This is a genomic window from Dickeya oryzae (assembly GCF_020406815.2).
In the GTDB taxonomy this organism is placed as follows: domain Bacteria; phylum Pseudomonadota; class Gammaproteobacteria; order Enterobacterales; family Enterobacteriaceae; genus Dickeya; species Dickeya oryzae.
The window spans coordinates 3,024,048-3,050,562 of the sequence record NZ_CP162670.1; the positions used below are offsets into that span (position 1 = coordinate 3,024,048).

The following is a 26,515-nucleotide window of genomic DNA, read 5'->3' on the forward strand; positions in this document are numbered from 1 at the left end:
ATGAGTAACAACAAAGAGCGCCGTTCATTAAATAACTCTTCCTCGTTTCCATTATCAACCGCTCAGCAAGGCATCTGGTTAGCACAGGAAGTGAATCAGGATGCACAAGCTAATGTATTCAAAGTTTCCAAATATACCGATATTGGTGGTCAGGTAGATGCCAATATATTGAAGGTGGCTATTGCTCAGGCCATTGAAGAGACCGAAGCGTTCCGATCAGTCATTGATGCCTCTGGCCCCATACCGGTACAGCGAGTGTTGAAAGCGCCACGCTGGGCGTTTCCAACACTGGATTTCAGTACCAAACAGTACCCTGAGCAATGTGCCATCCAATGGATGCGGGAAAACCTGAACCAGCCTTTTGATATTGAGCAGGGGCCACTTTTTTCATTTGCCCTGCTGCGCATCGCGCCTAACCGGTTTTTCTTTTACCAGTGCGCTCACCATGTGGTGATCGATGGTTACAGTGGAACCCTGATGACACGCCGTATTGCCGATATCTACTCGGCACTGATGCAGGGGCAGCCGGTGTCAGAGCACACCTTTGGCAGCATTCAGGACCTGATGACGCTGGAGCAGGATTACCATACATCCAGCCATGTTGAGCGTGACCGTCAATACTGGCTGACGTTGATGCAAGACGCACCGGCCCCCGTCAGTCTCGCCAACCAGCAGGCACGTTGTGCTGATATTGTCAGACGAGCCCAGGCTATGAACCGTCAGGAAAGCCAGCGCGTTCGTGCCCTCGCCCGCCAGCACGATGCCAGCCTTGCGCAGTTATTGACCGCCCTGACCGCCATTTATCTGTACCGGATGACCGGCCAGAACGACCTGGTCATGGGGCTGCCGGTCACGGCGAGGATGACCCGTCAGCATCGAAGCCTGGCGGGCATGTCGTCCAATATCGTCCCGATGCGCTTAACCCTGTCAGCTGACCTGACACTGAGCGAGTGCCTGCAACAGGTGAAAGGCCGGTTAAGCAGCGCGCTACGCCACCAACGCTACCGGGGCGAGCAGTTAAGAACCGACCTCGGCCTGGCGACAGAGAACCGGACATTTTATGCCACCGCGTTCAACTTCCTGCCGCTGTCAGGCGAGGTAACGTTCGATAGCCTGAGCACTGCCGAACACAATCTGGCCTTCGGCCCGCTAGACGACCTTTCCATCACCGTCTCCGACCTCGGTGAGCATGGCCTTGAATTTTACCTGGACGCTAACGCGGCCTTGTACAGCACCGCTGATCTGGACAGCCATCTCCAGCGTCTGCTCTGTTTTATCGCTGAGGCCGACCAGCATCAGGAGCAGCCTGTCGGCGAGCGGGAGCTGTTTGTCCCCGGCGAGCGAGCCCGCATTCTGGAGCAGTGGAATGCCGCTCAGCTCGCCGGTCCTGTCAGCGACTATATCCACCTGCCGTTTGAAGCACAGGCACGTCAACAGCCAGACGCGATAGCGTTGTCACTGAACGGTAAGACGCTCAGCTACGGTGAGCTAAACCACCGGGCCAACCAGCTGGCCTGGTGGCTGCGCCAACAGGGCGTGGGGCCGGACAGTCGGGTCGGTGTTGCGCTGGAGCGCAGTCATGAACTGGTTATCGCCCTGCTGGCAACCTTGAAAGCCGGGGGTGCTTACGTGCCGCTGGACCCGGATTACCCGGAGGATCGGCTGTCCTACATGATCAATGACAGCCAGCCTGCGGTGCTGATCACCAGTCGGTCTGTCCGCGCCCGGGTCAGCCTCCTGTCTGCACAGTCCAGTGCGACTCACCTGATTGAACTGGATGGCGAAACCACACCGTGGCAGCAATGCCCGACAGACAATATCAACCCCAGCGACATCGGCCTGGAGCCTCATCATCTGGCGTATGTTATCTACACCTCCGGCTCGACCGGCCAGCCCAAAGGGGTGATGAATGAGCACCGGGGCGTGGTCAACCGTCTGGCCTGGATGATTGAAGACTACGCCTTCACCGCGCAAGACGTTATTCTGCAAAAAACCCCATTCAGTTTTGATGTCTCGGTGTGGGAGTTTTTCTGTCCGTTATGGGTCGGCGCAACCCTGCTGCTGGCTAAGCCGGAGGGTCATAAAGACCCGTATTATCTGAGCACACTGATTGAACAGGCACGGGTAACCATCGCCCACTTTGTCCCGCCGATGTTGAGCCACTTTATCAGCGTGCTGAAAGCCGGTCAGTGCCCCAGTCTGCGAGCGATATTCTGTAGCGGGGAAGCCCTGCCTGCCGCCACCATCAGGCAAACGGGTAGATATTTGCCCCACACTGAACTGCACAACCTGTATGGGCCGACGGAAGCCGCCGTGGACGTCACCGGCTGGGCCTGCGCCTATGATACCGACAGCATGCTGGTATCCATCGGTCGGCCCAAAGCCAATGTTCGTATGTATATACTCGACCCGCAGGGACGCCCGGTTCCTGTCGGGGTGGTGGGTGAGCTCCATATTGGCGGGGTACAGGTTGCGCGCGGCTACCTGAACCGGCCAGAACTGAGTGCCGAACGTTTCATTCCCGACCCGTTTTCATCTACACCCGGCGCACGCCTGTATAAGACAGGGGATCTGGGGCGCTGGCACGCCGATGGCACCATTGACTATCTTGGCCGTAACGACTTTCAGGTCAAGATCCGCGGTTTTCGCATCGAGCTGGGTGAAATTGAGTCCTGCGCACGCCACTGTGCCGGTGTTACTGACGTCATCGTCATGGCCCGAGCGGATCAACACCATCAGCCACGGCTGATTGCCTGGTTTACCGGTCATGCTGGAGTAGCCGAGCTACATGCACATCTTGCCGCGCAGTTACCGGTTCATATGTTGCCGGGCGCGTATATTCACCTCGATACTCTGCCGCTAACGCCGAATGGTAAGGTCGATCGCAAGGCCCTGCCGGAGCCCACTGAGCACGATGTGGTGCGCACCGAATACGAAGCCCCACGGGGTGAGCGCGAACAGCTTTTGGCTACTCTCTGGCAGGACCTGCTCGGCATCGACCACGTCGGTCGTCAGGATCATTTCTTCGCACTGGGCGGCCATTCCCTGCTGGCGATTACCTTGCTCGAACGTTTGCGCCGGGCCGGTTATACGCTCTCTGTCAGTCAGTTGTTCAAACAGCCAACACTGGCCGCTCTCGCCGCAACGCTCACCCAAACCATCACGACCGACGCTGTACCAGCCAATCAGATCCCCCTGCATGCAGAACAGATCGCCCCGGCCATGCTGCCGCTGGTGGCCCTGACACAGTCGCAGATCGATACCGTAGTGGCCACCGTGCCGGGTGGTGCCCGTAATGTGCAGGATATCTACCCACTGGCACCGTTACAGACCGGTATTCTGTTCCACCATCTGCTGCAACCGGTGGGAGATGCCTATATCACCCGTTCCATCCTGAGCTTTGAGGCACAAGCCGGGCTGGATAATTTCATTGCCGCCTTGCAGGCGGTGATCCAGCGCCACGATATTCTGCGCACAGCGGTCGTCTGGGAAGGGCTGGATGAAGCCGTGCAGGTGGTCTGGCGCGACGCGCTGATGCCGGTGGAAACGCTGGTTATCCAGTCCGACGATGTTATCGGGGCGCTGCACCAGAAATTCGATCCGACGCGTTTATCCATGAACCTTGCTCAGGCACCGATGATCGAGGGGTATCAGGTCGCCGACCCGGCCAATAACCGCTGGCTGTTGTGCCTGCTGCACCACCATTTGTGTATGGACCACACCACGCTGGAGCTGCTGCTCGAAGAGGTGCAGGCGCACCTTGAAGGCAAGGCCGACCAGTTGCCCACTCCGCTGCCGTTCCGGCAGTTTGTCACCCTCGCCCGTCAACAAACGGCTATACCGGCACAACAGTCGGCACAGCAGGACTATTTCCGGGCACAACTCGGGGATATTGACGTGCCCTGTGCGCCGTTCGGGCTGCTCGATATTCAGGGTGACGGTCAGGATGTCGGGCGCATTGAAGAATGTCATTTACCGCTTGAAAGCGAACTGGCGCAACGGCTACGAGCGCAGTCACAACACCGTGGCGTCACCGTAGCCAGCCTGTTCCATCTGGCGTGGGGTCGTGTGGTGCAGGCCACCACCGGGCAGGATAACGTCGTGTTCGGCACCGTGCTGTTCGGCCGTATGGCCGGTGGTGACGGCGCTGATCGGGTGCTGGGCATGTTCCTGAATACCCTGCCATTGCGCCTGTCGCTGGGACAGGTCAGTGTCGAACAGGCGCTACGCCTGACGAAAGACAGCCTGGCCGACCTGCTGAACGTCGAGCACGCCTCGCTGGCTGAAATTCAACAATACAGTGGCGTTGATGCCCAAAACCCGCTGTTCACCAGCCTGCTCAACTACCGCTACGACGGCGGCAGTCAGCAACTGGACACGGCGGAGCGGTCCGGCATCACGGGGATGCACATTCTGTTCAGTCAGGAACGTACCCACTACCCGGTTAATATCTCGGTCAATGACCACCGTGGTGTGGGCTTCAGTCTGGATGTTCAGGTCGACCAACGCATTGGCGCAGCACGCGCCGGTCAAATGATGCTGGCAGCGTTAGCAGAGCTGGCTAAGGCATTAGAGCAGACACCCGAGCAGCCCGTACCGGCGCTGAATATCCTGCCGGATGCAGAACGCCAGCAGGTGCTGTACGGCTTTAATGACACCGAGGCGGACTTCCCGGCCGATCAGTGCATCCATGAACGGTTTGAGCAGCAGGTCGCGCGCACGCCGGATGCCATCGCCGTGGTCTTCGAAGGGCAGTCACTGAGCTATCGCGAGCTGAATGAACAGGCCAACCAACTGGCGCACTGGCTGATTGAATTGGGTGTCAGACCGGATAATCGTGTGGCGATTGCACTGGAGCGCCGCCCTGAGCTTATCGTGGCACTGCTGGCAACGCTGAAAGCCGGTGGGGCCTATGTGCCGATTGACCCGGGTTATGCCTCACAACGATTAAGCGACATGCTGGCCGACAGTGCACCGGTGGCGCTGATTACTACCCGTGCGGTACACACGACACTCATCACGCAGACCACCGCTGAGCTGGCGGTTGTCGAACTGGACAATGAGATCGAACTGAAAAGTAACGCCCAGCCGTGGGCCACCTGCCCGACTGATAATATCGCACCGGCGACCCTCGGCCTGACACCGCGACATCTGGCCTACGTCATCTACACCTCCGGTTCCACCGGTCGACCCAAAGGTGTCATGATCGAACATCGCAGCCTGATGAACTACCTGCACTGGAGCCTGCAAACCTACCCGGACACCGCCGGTGACCGCGTCCCGATGAACTCATCCATCGGTTTTGATGCCACCATTACCAGTGTGTTTGTACCGATTCTGGTCGGTAAAACGCTGTATATCGTCGACAGTCAGGATGAAATCGCGTCGTTGTACCATGCGCTGGTGTCCGGCGAGCCGTTCAGTTTTATCAAGCTGACGCCCTCCTATCTGGATGCCTTAAGCCGTCTGCTGATCAGTGATCCGAACGGTATCGACATCGCCACGCTGCCCGGTTTGCAGCAATTCATTCTCGGCGGGGAAGCCGTGCTGGAGCGCCATGTGAGTTTCTGGCGGCAGCATCGGCCCGATGTGCGCATCGTGAACGAATACGGCCCGACCGAGACTGTGGTGGGGTGTTGTATGCATACACTGACCGATTTGCGCAGCACCGGTGCGGTGCCGATCGGTCGTCCGATCGCCAATACCCGGATGTATATTCTGGATGAACACCGTCAGCCAGCACCGATTGGGGTGGTGGGTGAAATCTATATCGGCGGGATGGGGGTGGCACGCGGCTACCTGAACCGCCCCGACCTGACAGCGGAGCGTTTTCTGGATGACCCGTTTGCTCACGAGCCGGGTGCACGGATGTACCGCGCTGGTGACCTCGCGCGCTGGAATGCTGACGGTACCCTTGACTACCTCGGCCGTAACGATTTTCAGGTCAAAATTCGCGGCTTTCGTATTGAGCCCGGCGAAGTTGAATCGGCGTTGCAGTCATGCGACGGGGTCAGTGACGCGGTGGTCGTCGCCCAACGCACCGATACCGGCGATCACCGGCTGGTGGCCTATTACACGCTCTCGGATACATCCATTTCAGATGCATCCATTTCAGAGGCATCCGTTTCCATTGAGGCACTAAAACAGCAGCTCGCGCGCCGTCTGCCCGATTTTATGGTGCCATCGGCCTATGTGCCGCTGGCGCAGATACCGCTGACCCGGCATGGCAAGGTGGACCGCAACGCTCTGCCCGCGCCGGATGACAGCGCCTTTGTCCGTACTCACTACGAGGCACCACAAACCGCCACCGAACAGGCGATTGCCACGATATGGCAGGACCTGCTGGGGATTGAGCGCGTCGGGCGGCAGGACCATTTCTTTGAACTCGGCGGCCACTCCCTGCTGGCGATTAAACTGATCGAACGCCTGCGCCGGGCGGGGTATACGCTCGCCGTCAGCGAGCTGTTCAGACAACCGACGCTGGCCGCACTGGCCGCCACACTGACAGCCAGCACCACGGCCGACAGCGTACCGGCCAATCGGATCCCCCTGCATTGTGAACAGATCACCCCGGAAATGCTGCCGCTGGTGGCATTAACGCAGGCACAGATCAATGCCGTGGTAGCGACAGTACCGGGCGGTACCCGTAATGTGCAGGATATCTACCCGCTGGCACCGCTCCAGACCGGTATTCTGTTCCATCATCTGTTGCAACCGGTGGGGGATGCCTATATCACCCGCTCCATCCTCAGCTTTGAGGAAAAGGACGGGCTGGATCATTTCATTGCCGCCTTGCAGGCCGTCATTCAGCGTCACGACATTCTGCGCACAGCGGTCGTCTGGGAAGGGCTGGACGAGGCCGTGCAGGTGGTCTGGCGCGAGGCACTGATGCCGGTGGAAACGCTGGAAATCACCGCCGACGATGTCGCCGACGCCCTGCAACAGCGTTTTACCCCGGCGCAGTTGCAGATGAATGTCGCGCAGGCACCGATGATCCAGTGTTATCAGGTCGCCGACCCGGCCAATAACCGCTGGCTGCTGTGCCTGCTGCACCACCATTTGTGCATGGACCACACCACGCTGGAGCTGCTGCTGGAAGAGGTGCAGGCACACCTTGAAGGCAAAGCCGACCAGTTACCGGCCCCGCTGCCGTTCCGGCAGTTTGTCGCTCTCGCCCGTCAGCAGACGGCTATACCTGCACAACAATCGGCACAGCAGGAGTATTTCCGCACACAGCTCGGCGATATTGACGAACCCTGCGCCCCGTTCGGGCTGCGGGATAGCCAGGGCAGCAGTCAGCATATCGACGAACATCACCTGCCATTGTCAGACAGATTAGGACAACGGCTGCGGACGCAGTCACAACGGTACGGTGTCACCGTCGCCAGCCTGTTCCACCTGGCCTGGGGACGCGTGGTGCAGGCCACCACCGGGCAGGATAACGTCGTGTTCGGCACGGTGCTGTTTGGCCGTATGGCCGGTGGTGAAGGCGCAGACCGGGTGCTGGGCATGTTCCTGAATACTCTGCCGTTGCGCCTGTCGTTGGGGCAAGTGAGTGTTGAACAGGCGCTACGCCAGACGCACAACAGCCTGGCCGGGTTGCTGCGTTTTGAACACGCCTCGCTGGCTGAAATTCAGCAATGCAGCGGCGTTGATGCCCAAAGTCCACTGTTCACCAGCCTGCTTAATTACCGCTACGATGGTGGCAGTCAGCAACTGGATGCCACGCAACGCTCTGACATCAACGGTATGCACATTCTGTTCAGTCAGGAACGCTCCAATTACCCGGTCGACCTTTCGGTTAATGACCACAGCGGCAAACACTTTAGTCTTGATGTTCAGGTCGACCCGCGCATCGGTGCCGAACGGGTGGGTCAGATGCTCCTGACGACGTTGAACGCACTGATCGACGCGCTGGAACACACCCCGACGCAGGCAACCAACACGCTGCCCGTGCTGCCGGAAGCGGAACGACAGCGGGTGCTGTACGATTTCAATGCAACCCATACCGTATTCCCGTCAGGTCTGTGTGTGCATGAGCTGTTTGAGCAGCAAGTCGAGCAACAACCGGATGCCACGGCGGTGGTTTTCAACGAACAGTCATTGAGTTACGGCGAACTGAACCGCCTGGCGAATCAACTGGCGCATCGGTTGGTTGAACAGGGTGTCCGGCCGGATAATCGCGTAGCGATTGCCCTGGAGCGCAGCCCTGAACTGATCGTGGCCCTGCTGGCAACGTTAAAAGCGGGCGGAGCCTATGTGCCACTGGATACCACCTACCCGCCAGAGCGTTTAGGCTACATGCTGGCCGACAGTGAACCGGTGGCGCTGATCACCACATCCACCCTGCGCGCGCAGCTGACCTGCCTGTCTGCCGACACAGCGACACCACACACCGTGATTGAACTGGAGCAGGCGTCGCCGCGTCAGACTGTCTACCCGACCGATAATATCCCCCCGGCGCGACTGGGCCTGACACCGGCACATCTGGCCTATGTGATTTATACCTCCGGCTCGACCGGAAAACCGAAAGGTGTGATGATCGAGCATCGTCATGTCGCACATCTGGCGATGTCTCAGGCGCAGTATTGTGCGCTGACCAAACACGACCGCGTGGTTCAGTTTGCCAATATCGGCTTTGACTATTCCGTGGCCGATATTTTCGGCTCGCTGTGCTGCGGTGCCACGCTGGTGCTGCGCACCGATGACTGGATAGGCAGCATGGAGGCCTTCTGGCAGTACTGCCGTGCGTACCGCATCACCTACGCGGATATCCCCACCCAGTTCTGGAAACAACTGTGTCACGCCGGATTAGCACTGCCTGAAACACTGCGAATTGTCTGCACCGGTGGTGAAGCCGCACCAGAAGCGGCGGTACAGAGCTGGTTTGAGCATTACCCTGAAGGCCCGGCGTTGCTCAACTTCTACGGCCCGACGGAAGCAACGGTCAATACAACCGCCCTGCGCTTTCAACCGCAGGATACGGCGGCGATCTCCATCGGTCGGCCGCTGGCCAATATGGCAATCTACATTCTTGACGCAGCCGGACAACCGGTACCGGTCGGTGTCGAAGGGGAACTCTATATCGGCGGCGTGCAAGTGGCGCGAGGCTACCTGAACAAGCCGGAATTGAGTGCCGAACGCTTCCTGGACGACCCGTTCTCAACCGAGCCGAACGCACGCATGTACCGCACCGGCGATCTGGGCCGCTGGTACGCCGATGGTCGCATCGATTATCTGGGCCGTAACGATGATCAGGTCAAGATCCGCGGTTTCCGGGTCGAACTCGGTGAAATAGAAACCTGCCTGCGGGCGGACGCTGGTGTGAGCGACACCGTGGTCATGATCCGCCGCGGCGCTCAGGGTGAACAGCGTCTGATCGCCTGGTATGTCGGCAACGCTACCGCTGAAACACTGCGTGCGCATGTGACGGCGCACCTGCCTGCGTATATGGTGCCGTCGGCCTATGTGCAGCTCAGCGCTCTGCCGCTGACACCAAACGGCAAGGTCGATCGCAAAGCCTTACCCGCCCCGGATGATAACGCCTTTGCCCGCACCGACTACGAGGCACCGCAAACCGCAACCGAACAGGCGATTGCCTCGATATGGCAGGACCTGCTGGGGATTGAACGTATCGGTCGTCAGGATCATTTCTTCGAACTCGGCGGCCATTCCCTGCTGGCGATTAAGCTGGCTGAACGCCTGCGCCGCGCGGGGTATACACTCTCCGTCAGTGAACTGTTCAGACAGCCGACACTGGCCGCACTGGCGACTACGTTGACCGCCACCACCAAGACCGACACCGTACCGGCCAATCTGATCCCTCTGCAGTGTGAACAGATAACCCCGGCTATGCTGCCGCTGGTGGCATTAACGCAGGCGCAGATCGATGCTGTGGTGGCGACCGTGCCGGGCGGTGCCCGTAATGTGCAGGACATCTACCCGCTGGCACCGCTCCAGACCGGTATTCTGTTTCACCATCTGCTGACCCCTGTCGGCGATGCCTATATTTCTCCGCTGCTGTTGAGTTTCAGCGATGAAAACCGACTGACCGAATTCCTCAGCGCCTTGCAGGCGGTGATCCAGCGTCACGACATTCTGCGCACGGCGATTGTCTGGGAAGGGCTGGACGATGCCGTGCAGGTGGTCTGGCGTGAAGCCCTGATGCCGGTGGAAACGCTAGAAATCACCGCCGACGATGTCGCCGACGCCCTGCAACAGCGTTTTACCCCGGCGCAGTTGCAGATGAATGTCGCGCAGGCACCGATGATCCAGAGTTATCAGGTCGCCGACCCGGCCAATAACCGCTGGCTGCTGTGCCTGCTGCACCACCATTTGTGCATGGACCACACCACGCTGGAGCTGCTGCTGGAAGAGGTGCAGGCACACCTGTTGGGCCGTGCCGACCAGTTACCCGCCCCGCTGCCGTTCCGGCAGTTTGTCGCCCTCGCCCGTCAACAAACGGCTATACCGGCACAACAATCGGCGCAGCAGGACTATTTCCGAGCACAACTCGGCGATATTGACGCGCCCTGCGCCCCGTTCGGGCTGCTCGATAGCCAGGGTAACGGCCAGCACATCGACGAACATCATCTGGTACTGTCAGACACCCTGGGGCAACGGCTGCGGGCACTGTCACAACAGCGCGGCATCAGCGTCACCAGCCTGTTCCATCTCGCCTGGGGCCGTGTGGTGCAGGCCACGACCGGGCAGGATAACGTCGTGTTCGGCACGGTACTGTTCGGGCGTATGGCCGGTGGTGAAGGCGCGGATCGGGTGCTGGGCATGTTCCTGAACACCCTGCCGTTGCGCCTGTCGCTGGGGCAGGCCAGTGTTGAACAGGCACTGCGCCAGACGCACGACGGCCTGGCCGGACTGCTGCGTTTTGAACACGCCGCGCTGGCCGACGTCCAGCAATGCAGCGGCGTCGGTGCCCAGAGCCCGCTGTTCACCAGCCTGCTCAACTACCGCTATAACGGCGGCAGCGAGCAGACGTCGGTACAGACAGAGCTGGATGGCATCGACGTGCTGTTCAGTCAGGAGCGCACCAACTACCCGGTCAACGTATCGGTGAACGATCAGGGCGTGGCGGGCTTCAGCCTCGATATTCAGGTTGCAGAGGGTATCGGTGCGGCGCGTGTCGGCGAAATGATGCTGCTCACCCTGACGACACTGGCTGACGCACTGGCGCAGGCACCAACGCAACCGGTGCATGCCCTGACGGTGCTGCCGGACGCCGAACGCCAGCAGGTACTGCATGACTTTAACAACACGGTGGCAGACTTCCCGGTGGATATCTGTATCCATCAGCTGGTTGAGCAGCAGGCCGCACATTCACCGGATACCCTTGCGGTGGTCTTTGAAAGCGCATCGCTGAGCTATGGCGAGCTGAACCGCCGGGCGAATCAGCTGGCGCACTGGCTAGTTGAACAGGGCGTCAGGCCGGATGACCGGGTGGCGATTGCGCTGGCGCGCAGCGTCGACCTGGTGGTGGCATTGCTGGCCACGCTGAAAGCCGGTGGGGCCTATGTCCCGCTCGACCCGGCCTACCCGACGGAGCGCCTGCAGTACATGCTGGCTGACAGCGCACCGGTGGTGCTGATCACCACCACCGCGCTTCGCTCAACCATCACCACTGATAGCGCTGTCATTGAGCTGGATAACCCGGCCCAGCAGTGGTCAGCCTGCCCGGCCGACAATATCGCCCCGGCGGCAGTGGGCCTGACGACCCGTCATCTGGCGTATGTCATCTACACCTCCGGCTCCACCGGGCTGCCGAAAGGGGTACAAGTCGAACACGGCAGCGTGGTCAACCTCTGGGCCGGGCTGGAACAGGCAGTGTATGGCTCCATCGACCCGCAACGCGTCAGCCTCAACGCCTCACCGTCCTTTGATGCCTCGGTGCAGCAGCTGGTGCAACTGGCCTCGGGCCGCACGCTGGTGATTGTGCCCGACGCGATACGCCAGAACGGTGAGCAACTACGCGAGTGGATGACACAGCAGGCGCTGGAGGTCTTTGACTGCACACCGTCACAACTGGCGCTGCTGATGGCCGCCGGGCCGTTACCGGCCTCACTGCGTACGGTCCTGCTCGGCGGTGAAGCCATCGGTGTCGCCCAGTGGCAGGTGCTGGCCTCGCTGGAAGGCATCACATGCCATAACGTCTACGGCCCGACCGAATGTACCGTGGACAGCACCCATACGCGCATCACCGGGCAGACGACCCGGCCGCATATCGGCCGGCCGATGGCCAACCGTCGGGTTTACCTGCTGGATGCGAACCGCCAGCCGGTGCCGGTCGGGGTGACCGGTGAGATTTATATCGGCGGCGTCGGTGTGGCGCGCGGTTACCTGAACCGCCCCGACCTTACTGCCGAGCGCTTCCTGGCCGATCCGTTCTCGACTGCGCCGAATGCGCGGATGTACAAGACAGGCGATGTGGGCCGCTGGCATGCCGACGGCACTATCGACTATCTGGGTCGTAATGACGAGCAGGTCAAGATCCGTGGCTTCCGTATTGAACCTGGTGAAATCGCCGCCGTGCTGACTACCTGCGCCGGCGTCACCGATGCCGTGGTGACGGTCAGCCCTGATCAGCAACTACTGGCCTACTATATTAGTGATGACACTATTAGCGATGACAGTGAAATTAGCGATGACAGTGAAGTCACAACGGAGGCACTAAAAGCGCAACTGGCACAACGCCTGCCTGCGCATATGGTCCCATCAGCCTACGTGCGGCTGGACCGGATCCCGCTGACACCCAACGGCAAGGTAGACCGCAAGGCCCTGCCCGCCCCGGATGACAGCGCCTTTGTCCGCACCACCTACGAAGCCCCGCAGGGCGAGACCGAACAGGCGCTGGCCGCCATCTGGCAGCGCCTGCTCGGCATTGAACGCGTCGGGCGGCAGGACCATTTCTTCGAGCTCGGCGGCCATTCCCTGCTGGCGGTGCGGCTGGTCTCCCATATCCGCTCCGAACTTAACCGTGAACTGCCGCTGGCACAGCTGTTTGCCCACCCGACGCTGCAGGCGCTGGCCGCGGTACTACACGAGGCCGCCCCACAGACCCTGTCGGCCATCACACCGCTGCCCGATGAGGTTACCCCGCCGCTGTCACTGGCTCAGCAGCGCCTCTGGTTCCTGACCCAGCTCGACCCGGCCGCCAGCGCCGCCTATGTGATTCAGGGCGCGGTGCAGTTGCAGGGCGCGCTGAACGTCTCCGCACTGACCCGGGCGCTGGACCGCATCATGGCCCGGCATGCGCCCCTGCGCACCCGCTTTGAGCCGGTACAGGGCGACGCGGTTCAGGTCATCGAACCCGCCGGTCTGCGCCCGTTCCCGCTGGCGATAATCACCGTGGCACCCGGCGACGACCTGCCGCTGTTCGCCCCGGTGTTTGACCTGCGCACCGGCCCGCTGGTGCAGGGGCAGCTGCTCCGTGTGGATACGCAGACCCACCTGCTGCGGCTGGCGCTGCACCACCTCATTGCCGATGGCTGGTCGGTCAGCCTGTTTATCAGTGAACTCAGCACCCTGTACGCCGCCTTTAACGCCGGTCAGTCCGACCCGCTGCCGCCCCTGCGCATCCGTTATGGCGACTACGCTGCCTGGCAGCGCCAACATCTGCAGGGCGCGGTCCTGCAGCGTCAGCAACAGTACTGGGTCGGCCACCTTCGCGGCGCGCCGGACTGCCTGACCCTGCCCACCGACCACCCGCGCCCGCCAACACAGCGTTACGACGGTGCCACCGTCGCGTTTACGCTGGAGCGCGAGCTGACCGACGCGCTGCACGCGCTGGGCCGCCGTCACGGCACCACGCTGTTCATGACCCTGCTGGCAGCCTGGGCCGCCCTGCTGGGCCGCCTCGCCGGGCAGGACGATATCGTTATCGGCACCCCGGTTGCCGGGCGTACCCGCACCGAGCTGGAGGGGCTGATTGGCATGTTCGTCAACACCCAGCCGCTGCGCATCGATTTGTCCGGGCCAGTCGATACCGCCACTCTGCTGGCCCGTGTCAGGGAGACGGTGATTGCCGCGCAGGCCCATCAGGACCTGCCGTTCGAGCAGATTGTCGAAGCCGTCGCCCCCGTCCGCAGTCTGGCCCACAGCCCGCTCTTCCAGGTGGTGTTCGGTGTCCAGAACACCCCGTCCGCCACACTGGCGCTGGACGGGCTGACGCTGACGCCGCTGACACCGGACCACGACACCGCCCAGTTTGACCTGAGTCTCGACATCACCGAGAGCGACAGCGGCCTGAGCGGCCAGCTGAACTACGCCACGGCGCTGTTTGACGCCCACACCATCCGGCGTTTCCTGGCCTACTGGCAGACGCTGCTGCGTGCCATGGTGGCCGACCGCCATCAGCCGGTGGCCCAGATAGCGCTGCTGCCGGACGCCGAACGCCAGCAGGTGCTGCATGACTTTAATGACACGGTGGCAGACTGCCCGGTGGATATCTGTATCCATCAGCTGGTTGAGCAGCAGGCCGCACATTCACCGGATACCCTTGCGGTGGTCTTTGAAAGCGCATCGCTGAGCTATGGCGAGCTGAACCGCCGGGCGAATCAGCTGGCGCACTGGCTAGTTGAACAGGGCGTCAGGCCGGATGACCGGGTGGCGATTGCGCTGGCGCGCAGCGTCGACCTGGTGGTGGCATTGCTGGCCACGCTGAAAGCCGGTGGGGCCTATGTCCCGCTCGACCCGGCCTACCCGACGGAGCGCCTGCAGTACATGCTGGCTGACAGCGCACCGGTGGTGCTGATCACCACCACCGCGCTCCGCTCAACCATCACCACTGATAGCGCTGTCATTGAGCTGGATAACCCGGCCCAGCAGTGGTCAGCCTGCCCGGCCGACAATATCGCCCCGGCGGCAGTGGGCCTGACGACCCGTCATCTGGCGTATGTCATCTACACCTCCGGCTCCACCGGGCTGCCGAAAGGGGTACAAGTCGAACACGGCAGCGTGGTCAACCTCTGGGCCGGGCTGGAACAGGCAGTGTATGGCTCCATCGACCCGCAACGCGTCAGCCTCAACGCCTCACCGTCCTTTGATGCCTCGGTGCAGCAGCTGGTGCAACTGGCCTCGGGCCGCACGCTGGTGATTGTGCCCGACGCGATACGCCAGAACGGTGAGCAACTACGCGAGTGGATGACACAGCAGGCGCTGGAGGTCTTTGACTGCACACCGTCACAACTGGCGCTGCTGATGGCCGCCGGGCCGTTACCGGCCTCACTGCGTACGGTCCTGCTCGGCGGTGAAGCCATCGGTGTCGCCCAGTGGCAGGTGCTGGCCTCGCTGGAAGGCATCACATGCCATAACGTCTACGGCCCGACCGAATGTACCGTGGACAGCACCCATACGCGCATCACCGGGCAGACGACCCGGCCGCATATCGGCCGGCCGATGGCCAACCGTCGGGTTTACCTGCTGGATGCGAACCGCCAGCCGGTGCCGGTCGGGGTGACCGGTGAAATCTATATCGGTGGCACCGGTGTGGCGCGCGGTTACCTGAACCGCCCCGAGCTCACCGCCGGGCGCTTCCTAGCCGATCCGTTCTCGACCGCGCCGAATGCGCGGATGTACAAGACAGGCGATGTGGGCCGCTGGCATGCCGACGGCACTATCGACTATCTGGGTCGTAATGACGAGCAGGTCAAGATCCGTGGCTTCCGTATTGAGCCCGGCGAGGTTGAGTCGGCAGTGCAGGGCTGTGCCGGTGTACGCGAGGCGGTGGTGGTGGCACAGCGCACCGCAACCGGCGATCAGCGACTGGTGGCCTATTACACCCTGTCGGATAAGGCACTCACCGTTGAGGCGCTGAAAGCACAACTGGCGCAGCGCCTGCCCGCGCCCATGGTGCCGTCAGCCTATGTGCGGCTAGACCGGATCCCGCTGACACCCAACGGCAAGGTGGACCGCAAGGCGCTGCCCGCCCCGGATGACAGCGCCTTTGTCCGCACCCGCTACGAGGCCCCGCAGGGCGAAACCGAACAGCGACTCGCGCAACTCTGGCAAGACCTGCTGGGGATTGAGCGCGTCGGTCGGCAGGATCACTTCTTCGAACTCGGTGGTCATTCGTTGCTGGTGGTACGTCTGATTGCCGCACTGCAGAGTCAGGGGCTGAATATCCCGGTGCGGGCGGTATTTGAGCACGCCAGTCTGGCAGAGCTTGCCACGACGATTGAACGTTTTGAACAGGCAACGGTGCCGGAAAACCGGATCACCACCGACAGTCAGCGCATTACACCCGCTATGCTGCCGCTACTTGAACTGACGCAGGAGAACATTGACGGGATTGTGTCCAGCGTTCCCGGCGGTGTCCGCCAGATTCAGGATATCTACCCGCTGACCCCGTTACAGGAAGGGGTGCTGTATCACTACCTGCTGGCAGAGTCGCATGATCCTTACCTGAACAGTTCACTGCTGGCATTTGCGACACAACAACGACTGGAGGCGTTTATCGCCTCGCTAAACCGCGTGATTGCCCGTCACGATATTCTGCGCACGGCTGTGCGCTGGGAAGGCTTGCCGCAACCGGTACAGGTGGTGTTACGGCGTGCCGAACTGACGGCAACGCTGGTGCACCTGCATCCGGCAGCGGGCGACGCTGCCGATCAACTACTTGGCATGAAACCGGGGCGTCTGGATCTGCGTCAGGCACCGCTGTTCAACCTGCTGATGGCAAACGATGAAGCCAATAACCGCTGGCTGTTGTGCCTGCAACATCATCACCTGTGTCTGGATCACACCACGCTGGATATTCTGCTTAACGAAATACACGCGGACGAGCGCGGTGAACTGGAGAAACTGCCCGCCTCGGTTCCTTTCCGTAATCACGTCGCACAGGTGCGCGCCAGAGCCGCCACCACTGACGATAACGCGTTTTTCCATCAGCAACTGGCCGATGTGGAATCCCCCACGCTGCCCGGCGGCCTGACCGAACTGGTCGATATGGATGAAGCTATCCTGCCGCTGCCGGACACACTGGCCGGGCGCATTCGTCGGCAGGCACAATACGAGGGCATCAGTGCCGCCAGTCTGTTCCATCTGGCCTGGGGGCAGGTTATCGGTGCGCTGTCCGGTCGTGATGATGTGGTCTTCGGCACCGTGCTGCTAGGTCGGCTGCAAGACGGTAGCGAACAGGCGCTGGGGCTGTTCATTAACACCCTGCCACTGCGACTGACGCTGGCCGATGTCACTGTCCGGGCCGCACTGGAGCAGACGCATCGTCGCCTGACCGACTTGCTGGCCCATGAACACGCCTCGCTGGCTCTGGCGCAGCAATGCAGTGGCGTTGCCGCATCGCAACCCTTGTTCAGCGCATTGCTGAACTATCGCCATGACCTCACACAATCACATGATGTCACACAATCAAACGACAGCGTTGCCGAAGACCCGTGGCACGGCATCACACTGCTGAAAGCGGAAGAACGCACCAATTACCCGCTTACGCTGTCCGTGGATGATACGCTTAACGCCGGTTTCTCACTCAAGGTTCAGGCCGATAGCCGTCTGGGCGGTGAACGGATCGGACAAATGATGCAGCACGTGCTGACACAACTGATCGATGCGCTGGAGCGGTCACCTGAACAGCCATTGTACCGGTTGTCTGTTCTGCCGGACGCTGAACGGCATCAGGTGCTAACGGGGTTCAATCGCACTCAAACGGCTTACCCGACCGGGATCTGTGTTCATGAACGTATCGAGCAGCAGGCGACACAGCATCCGGAACGGATTGCGCTGGTCTTTGCAGACCAGTCGCTAAGCTATGGCGAACTGAACCATCGCGCCAACCAACTGGCGCACCACTTGCGTGAACTGGGCGTCGGTGCCGATGATCGGGTGGCAATCTGTACTGAACGCCACCCGGAGATGATCGTCTGCGTGCTGGCCACACTGAAAGCCGGGGCCGCTTGTGTGCCGCTGGACCCAGAATACCCCTCCGCACGTCTGGCATTTATGCTCAAAGACAGCGCCCCCGGCGTTATTCTGGTCGATCAGCTCGGACAGGCGGTGTTAGACAACCTGACCGGTACAGCAACAGTGCTGCATCTGACACGGGATGCCGAACGCTGGGCAACACACCCCAGCGACAACCCGTCTCGCAACGAAATCGGCCTGACACCGGATAATCTGGCCTATGTCATCTACACCTCCGGCTCTACCGGGCAGCCCAAGGGGGTGGCGATGCCGCATACGCCGCTGGTCAATCTGCTGCACTGGCAGGCCAGAGAACAGGCAGCCATGACCACACTGCAATTTGCCTCCTTCGGTTTTGATGTCGCGTTTCAGGAAATCCTCAGCGCCCTGACCGGTGGCGGCAAACTGGTGATGATCGCCAGTGAAGATCGCTTACAAATGGACCGGCTGCTGAACGTTATCGAGAAGCACGCCATCGAGCGCGTCTTTTTGCCGGTCGCCGCATTGCAGACACTGGCCGTGACCTGCGCACAAACGCAGCAGGGATTGCCGGTAAAAGAAATCATCACCGCTGGCGAACGGCTGCTGATAAGCAATGAAATCCGCGCCCTGTGCCAACGCTCCGGCCCAATCCGCCTGCACAACCAATACGGCCCGGCAGAAACCCACGTGGTGACGGAGTATCAATGTTCCGGCAACGCCGCTGACTGGCCGCGCCTGCCGCCGATTGGCTACCCGATAGACAATAGCCGTCTCTATATTCTGGATGCGCATCAGCAGCCGGTACCGCTGGGTATTGCCGGTGAAATCTATATCGGGGGTGTCGGTGTGGCACGCGGTTATCTGAACCGCCCCGAGCTTACTGCCGAACGCTTCCTCGCCGATCCGTTTGCAACCGAGCCGAATGCGCGGATGTATCGCACCGGTGATCTGGGTCGCTGGCTGGCCGACGGTGGTATTGAATATCTGGGTCGTAATGATTTTCAGGTCAAAATCCGCGGTTTTCGTATTGAACCCGGTGAGGTTGAATCGGTATTGCAAGACTGCGCCGGTGTGCGCGAAGCGGTGGTGGTAGCACAGCGTACCGCAACGGGTGATCACCGACTGGTGGCCTATTACACCCTGTCGAATGAAGCACTCACCGTTGAGGCACTGAAACAGGAACTGGCGCAGCGTCTGCCGGGCTATATGGTGCCATCAGCGTATATGCGTCTGGATCGGATCCCGCTGACACCCAACGGCAAGGTAGACCGCAAGGCCCTGCCCGCCCCGGATGACAGCGCCTTTGTCCGCACCACCTACGAAGCCCCGCTGGGCGAGACCGAACAGGCACTGGCCGCCATCTGGCAGCGCCTGCTCGGCATGGAACGCGTCGGGCGGCAGGACCATTTCTTCGAGCTCGGTGGTCATTCCCTGCTGGCGGTGCGGCTGGTCTCCCATATCCGCTCCGAACTTAACCGTGAACTGCCGCTGGCACAGCTGTTTGCCCACCCGACGCTGCAGGCGCTGGCCGCGGTACTACACGAGGCCGCCCCACAGACCCTGTCGGCCATCACACCGCTGCCCGATGACGTCACCCCGCCGCTATCACTGGCTCAGCAGCGCCTCTGGTTCCTGACCCAGCTCGACCCGGCCGCCAGCGCCGCCTATGTGATTCAGGGCGCGGTGCAGTTGCAGGGGCCACTGAACGTCTCCGCGCTGACCCGGGCGCTGGACCGCATCATGGCCCGCCATGCGCCCCTGCGCACCCGCTTTGAGCCGGTAGAGGGCGACGCGGTTCAGGTCATCGAACCCGCCGGTCTGCGACCGTTCCCGCTGGCGATAATCACCGTGGCACCCGGCGACGACCTGCCGCTGTTCACCCCGGTGTTTGACCTGCGCACCGGCCCGCTGGTGCAGGGGCAGTTGCTCCGTGTGGATACGCAGACCCACCTGCTGCGGCTGGCGCTGCACCACCTCATTGCCGATGGCTGGTCGGTCAGCCTGTTTATCAGCGAACTCAGTACCCTGTACGCCGCCTTTAACGCCGGTCAGTCCGACCCGCTGCCGCCCCTGCGCATCCGTTATGGCGACTACGCTGCCTGGCAGCGCCAACATCTGCAGGGCGAGGTCCTGCAGCGTCAGCAACAGTACTGGGTCGACCACCTTCGCGGCGCGCCGGACTGCCTGACCCTGCCCACCGACCACCCGCGCCCGCCAACACAGCGTTACGACGGTGCCACCATCGCGTTTACGCTGGAGCACGAGCTGACCGACGCGCTGCACGCGCTGGGCCGCCGTCACGGCACCACGCTGTTCATGACCCTGCTGGCAGCCTGGGCCGCCCTGCTGGGCCGCCTCGCCGGGCAGGACGATATCGTTATCGGCACCCCGGTTGCCGGGCGTACCCGCACCGAGCTGGAGGGGCTGATTGGCATGTTCGTCAACACCCAGCCGCTGCGCATCGATTTGTCCGGGCCAGTCGATACCGCCACCCTGCTGGCCCGGGTCAGGGAGACGGTGATTGCCGCGCAGGCCCATCAGGACCTGCCGTTCGAGCAGATTGTCGAAGCCGTCGCCCCCGCACGCAGTCTGGCCCACAGCCCGCTCTTCCAGGTGGTGTTCGGTGTCCAGAACACCCCGTCCGCCACACTGGCGCTGGACGGGCTGACGCTGACGCCGCTGACACCGGACCACGACACCGCCCAGTTTGACCTGAGTCTGGACATCACCGAGGTCGACAGCGGCCTGAGCGGCCAACTGAACTACGCCACGGCGCTGTTTGACGCCCACACCATCCGGCGCTTCCTGACCTACTGGCAGACACTGCTGCGCGCCATGGTGGCCGACCGCCATCAGCCGGTGGCGCAGATAGCGCTGCTGCCGGACGCCGAACGTCAGCAGGTGCTGCATGACTTTAATGACACGGCGACAGACTGCCCGGCGGATATCTGCATCCATCAACTGTTTGAACAGCAGGCCGCCCGGCAGCCGGACGCCATCGCCGTGATCTTTGACGGCGAATCACTGAGCTATGGCGAACTGAATGAACAAGCCAACCAACTGGCACACTGGCTGATTGAACAGGGTGTCAGGCCGGATGACCGGGTGGCGATAGCGCTGGCGCGCAGCATCGAGCTGGTGGTGGCGCTGCTGGCGACGCTGAAAGCCGGTGGGGCCTATGTCCCGCTCGACCCGGCCTACCCGACGGAGCGCCTGCAGTACATGCTGGCCGACAGCGCACCAACAGTGTTAATCACCACCACCGCGCTCCGCTCAACCATCGCTACTGACGTCACGGTGATTGAGCTGGATACCCCGGCCCGGCCGTGGGCCACCTGCCCGGCCGACAACATCAGCCCGGCGGCGGTGGGCCTGACGCCCCGTCATCTGGCCTATGTCATCTACACCTCCGGCTCCACCGGGCAACCCAAAGGGGTACAAGTCGAACACGGCAGCGTGGTCAACCTCTGGGCCGGGCTGGAACAGGCGGTTTACCATGACGCCGCGTTGCAACGCGTCAGCCTCAATGCCTCACCGTCCTTTGATGCCTCGGTACAGCAACTGGTGCAACTGGCTTCGGGCCGCATGCTGGTGATTGTGCCCGACGCGGTACGCCAGAACGGTGAGCAACTACGCGAGTGGATGACACAGCAGGCGCTGGAGGTCTTTGACTGCACACCGTCACAACTGGCGCTGCTGATGACCGCCGGGCCGTTACCACCGTCACTGCGCACGGTCCTGCTTGGCGGTGAAGCCATCGGTGCCGCGCAATGGCAGGTGCTGGCCTCACTGGAAGGCATCACATGCCATAATGTCTACGGCCCGACCGAATGTACCGTGGACAGCACCCATACGTGCATCACCGGGCAAACCGCCCGGCCACATATCGGCCGCCCGATGGCCAACCGCCGGGTTTACCTGCTGGATGCGAACCGCCAGCCGGTGCCGCTGGGTGTTGCCGGTGAGATTTATATCGGTGGCACCGGTGTGGCACGCGGTTACCTGAACCGCCCCGAGCTCACCGCCGGGCGCTTCCTGGCCGATCCGTTCTCGACTGCACCGAATGCGCGGATGTACAAGACAGGCGATGTGGGCTGCTGGCATGCCGACGGCACTATCGACTATCTGGGCCGTAATGACGAGCAGGTCAAGATCCGTGGCTTCCGTATTGAACCCGGTGAGGTTGAATCGGCAGTGCAGGGCTGTGCCGGTGTACGCGAGGCGGTGGTGGTGGCACAGCGCACCGCAACCGGCGATCAGCGACTGGTGGCCTATTACACCCTGTCGGATAAGGCACTCACCGTTGAGGCGCTGAAAGCACAACTGGCGCAGCGCCTGCCCGCGCATATGGTGCCATCAGCCTACGTGCGGCTGGACCGGATCCCGCTGACACAAAACGGCAAGGTGGACCGCAAGGCCCTGCCTGCCCCGGATGACAGCGCCTTTGGCCGCCACGATTATGAGGCTCCGAAAACCGCCACTGAACAGGCGATTGCCACGATATGGCAGGACCTGCTGGGCATTGAACGTGTCGGACGGCAGGATCACTTCTTCGAACTCGGTGGTCATTCGCTGATGGCAATTAAACTGATCGAACGCTTACGACAGGCGGGGTATACGCTCGCCGTCAGCGACCTGTTCAGGCAGCCGACACTGGCCGTACTGGCAGCTACGCTGACGGGCAGCGACACCACCATGACAGTACCGGCCAACCGGATCCATGCCGACAGCACCCACATCACCCCGGCCATGCTGCCACTGGTTACCCTGACGCAGGCACAGATCGATACCGTGGTGGCGACCGTGCCGGGCGGTGCCCGTAATGTGCAGGATATCTATCCGCTGGCACCGTTACAGAACGGCATTCTGTTCCACCATCTGCTGCAGCCGGTGGGGGATGCCTATATCACCTACTCCATCCTGAGTTTTGCCGAAAAGGACGGGCTGGATCATTTCATTGTCGCCTTACAGGCAGTCATTCAGCGTCACGACATTCTGCGCACAGCGATTGTCTGGGAAGGGCTGGACGACGCCGTACAGGTGGTCTGGCGCGAGGCCGTGATGCCGGTGGAAACGCTGGTTATCGAGTCCGACGATGTCGCCGACGCCCTGCAGCAGCGCTTTACTCCGGCGCAGTTGCAGATGAACATCACTCAGGCCCCGATGATCCAGAGTTATCAGGCTGCCGACCCGGCCAATAACCGCTGGCTGCTGTGCCTGCTGCATCACCACCTGTGCATGGACCACACCACGCTGGAGCTGCTGCTCGAAGAGGTGCAGGCACACCTGCAGGGCCGCGCCGACCAGCTACCGGCCCCGCTGCCGTTCCGGCAGTTCGTCGCCCTCGCCCGTCAACAAACGGATGCGCAGGCTCAGCAGGACTATTTCCGGGCACAACTCGGGGATATTGACGCGCCCTGTGCGCCGTTCGGTCTGCTCGATGTTCAGGGCAGCGGTCAGCACATGGATGAACACCATCTGCCACTGCCAGACGCCCTGGGGCAACGGCTGCGGGCACTGTCACAGCAGCGTGGCATCAGTGTCACCAGCCTGTTCCATCTCGCCTGGGGCCGTGTGGTGCAGGCTACCACCGGGCAGGACAATGTTGTGTTCGGCACCGTGCTGTTTGGCCGTATGGCCGGTGGTGACGGCGCTGACCGGGTGCTGGGCATGTTCCTGAACACCCTGCCGTTGCGCCTGTCGCTGGGTCAGGTCAGTGTTGAACAGGCACTGCGCCAGACGCACGACAGCCTGGCCGGACTGCTGGCTCATGAGCACGCCTCGCTGGCCGACGTCCAGCAATGCAGCGGCGTTGACGCTCAGAGCCCGCTGTTCACCAGCCTGCTTAACTACCGCTATAACGGCGGCAGCGAACAGACGGATACACAGACAGAGCTGGATGGCATCGACGTGCTATTCAGTCAGGAGCGCACCAACTACCCGGTCAACGTATCGGTGAACGATCAGGGTACGGCGGGCTTCAGTCTGGATATTCAGGTTGCAGAGGGTATCGGTGCGGCGCGTGTCGGTGAAATGATGCTGCTCACCCTGACGGCACTGGCTGACGCGCTGGCGCAGGCACCGGCACAACCGATGCATCGCCTGACGGTACTGCCGGACGCCGAACGCCAGCAAGTGCTGCATGACTTTAATGACACGGCGGCAGACTTCCCGGCGGAGCTCTGCATCCATCAACTGTTTGAGCAGCAGGCCGCCCGCCAGCCGGACGCCGTCGCCGTGGTCTTTGACGGCGAATCACTGCGCTATGGCGAGCTGAACCGCCGGGCGAATCAGCTGGCGTACTGGCTGATTGAACAGGGTGTCAGACCGGATGACCGGGTGGCGATTGCGCTGGAACGCAGCGTCGAGCTGGTGGTGGCGCTGCTGGCAACGCTGAAAGCCGGTGGGGCCTATGTCCCGCTCGACCCGGCCTACCCAACGGAGCGCCTGCAGTACATGCTGGCCGACAGCGCACCAGTGGTGCTGATCACCACTACCACGCTGAATAGCCGGATAGCCGCCGACTGCCCGGTGATTGCACTGGATACGCCGATACAACCGTGGGCCACCTGCCCGGCTGACAACATCAGCCCGGCGGCGGTGGGCCTGACGCCGCATCATCTGGCCTATGTGATTTACACCTCCGGCTCCACCGGGCTGCCCAAAGGGGTGCTGGTCGAGCACCGGGGCCTGTGTAATCTGTCGCAGGCACAAATTCGTCTGTTTAACGCAGGGGCAGGCAGCCGCGTACTCCAGTTCAGTTCCCTCAGTTTCGATGCCAGTCTGTTCGATATCGTGATGGCATTGTGCTCTGGGGCAGCGCTGTACCTGCCTCGGGGCCGACTGCTGGGTGAGACGTTGACGCAGTTTATGCAGCAACAGCGTATCAGCCATGCCACATTGCCACCGGCGGCACTCTCCAGCCTCAACCCGGCACAGGCGCTGCCGGATCTGGCCGTGCTGGTGACCGCCGGGGACGCCATCAGCCGTGAAGCGATTGCGCCCTGGTGTGCTGGCCGGGCAGTCTACAACGCCTATGGTCCGACCGAAGCCACCATCTGGGCCAGCACCTTTGCCCTGCATCAGCCTTATGCCGGTCAGCCACCGATCGGCTACCCGGTTGAAAACACCAAAATCTATCTGCTGGACAGTCACGGTCAGTTGGTACCCGTCGGTGTCACCGGTGAGATTTATATCGGTGGCGTTGGTGTCGCGCGCGGCTATCTGAACCGCCCCGATCTGACGACTGAGCGTTTTCTGAATGATCCGTTTGCTCACGAGTCGGATGCACGGATGTACCGCACCGGCGATCTGGGCCGCTGGCAGACTGACGGGACGCTGGAATACCTCGGCCGTAACGACAGTCAGGTCAAGATCCGCGGTTTTCGTATCGAGCCGGGTGAAATCGAGTCCTGCGCACTCGGCTGCCCTCACGTCACCGAAGCCGTGGTGCTGGCGCGAGCGGATCATAACGGCCAACCGCGGCTGATCGTCTGGTATGTCGGTGACGCCGAGGCGCACGTCCTGCGCCGCCATCTCGCCGGGCGGCTGCCTGCCCATATGGTACCGGCAGCCTGTGTACAGATGCTGGCACTGCCGCTGACGCCGAACGGTAAAGTCGATCGCAACGCCTTACCGGCCCCGGATGACAGCGCCTTTGTCCACACCGACTACGAGGCACCGCAAACCGCAACCGAGCAGGCGATTGCCACGATATGGCAGGAGTTGCTGGGGCTTGAGCGCGTCGGGCGGCAGGATCACTTCTTTGAACTCGGTGGTCATTCGCTGCTGGCGATTAAGCTTATCGAACGCCTGCGCCGGGCGGGGTATACGCTCGCCGTCAGCGACCTGTTCAGGCAACCAACGCTGGCCGCACTGGCGACCACACTGACGGGCAGCGACACCACAATGGCAGTACCGGCCAACCTTATCCATGCCGACAGCACCCACATCACCCCGGCCATGCTGCCACTGGTTACCCTGACGCAGGCACAGATCGATACCGTGGTGGCCACCGTGCCGGGCGGTGTGCGCAACGTGCAGGACATCTACCCACTGGCACCGTTGCAGACCGGCATTCTGTTCCACCATCTGCTGCAACCGGTGGGGGATGCCTACATCACCCGCTCCATCCTGAGTTTTGCTGAAAAGGACAGGCTGGATCATTTCATTGCCGCCTTGCAGGCCGTCATTCAGCGTCACGACATTCTGCGTACCGGCATCGTCTGGGAAGGGCTGGACGAGGCGGTGCAGGTGGTCTGGCGCGAGGCCGTGATGCCGGTGGAAACGCTGGTTATCCAGTCCAACGATGTCGCCGACGCCCTGCAACAGCGTTTTACCCCGGCGCAGTTGCAGATGAATGTCGCGCAAGCACCGATGATCCAGAGTTATCAGGTCGCCGACCCGGCCAATAACCGCTGGCTGCTGTGCCTGCTGCACCACCATTTGTGCATGGACCACACCACGCTGGAGCTGCTGCTGGAAGAGGTGCAGGCGCACCTTGAAGGCAAGGCCGACCAGTTACCGGTCCCGCTGCCGTTCCGGCAATTTGTCGCCCTCGCCCGTCAACAAACGGCTATACCAGCACAACAATCGGCGCAGCAGGATT

Annotated in this window: 1 protein-coding gene (running past one end of the window); it reads left to right on the forward strand. The window is 61.8% G+C overall.

The window, feature by feature from the left end; translation table 11 throughout:
* A protein-coding gene (locus LF929_RS13380; RefSeq protein ID WP_368678944.1) for a non-ribosomal peptide synthase/polyketide synthase crosses the window boundary here: on the forward strand, positions 1-26,515 show its 5' portion. Its footprint extends 4,163 nt past the window's final position; 26,515 of the gene's 30,678 nt are visible here — the first part of the coding sequence; its start codon is at positions 1-3; the stop codon falls past the right edge of the window.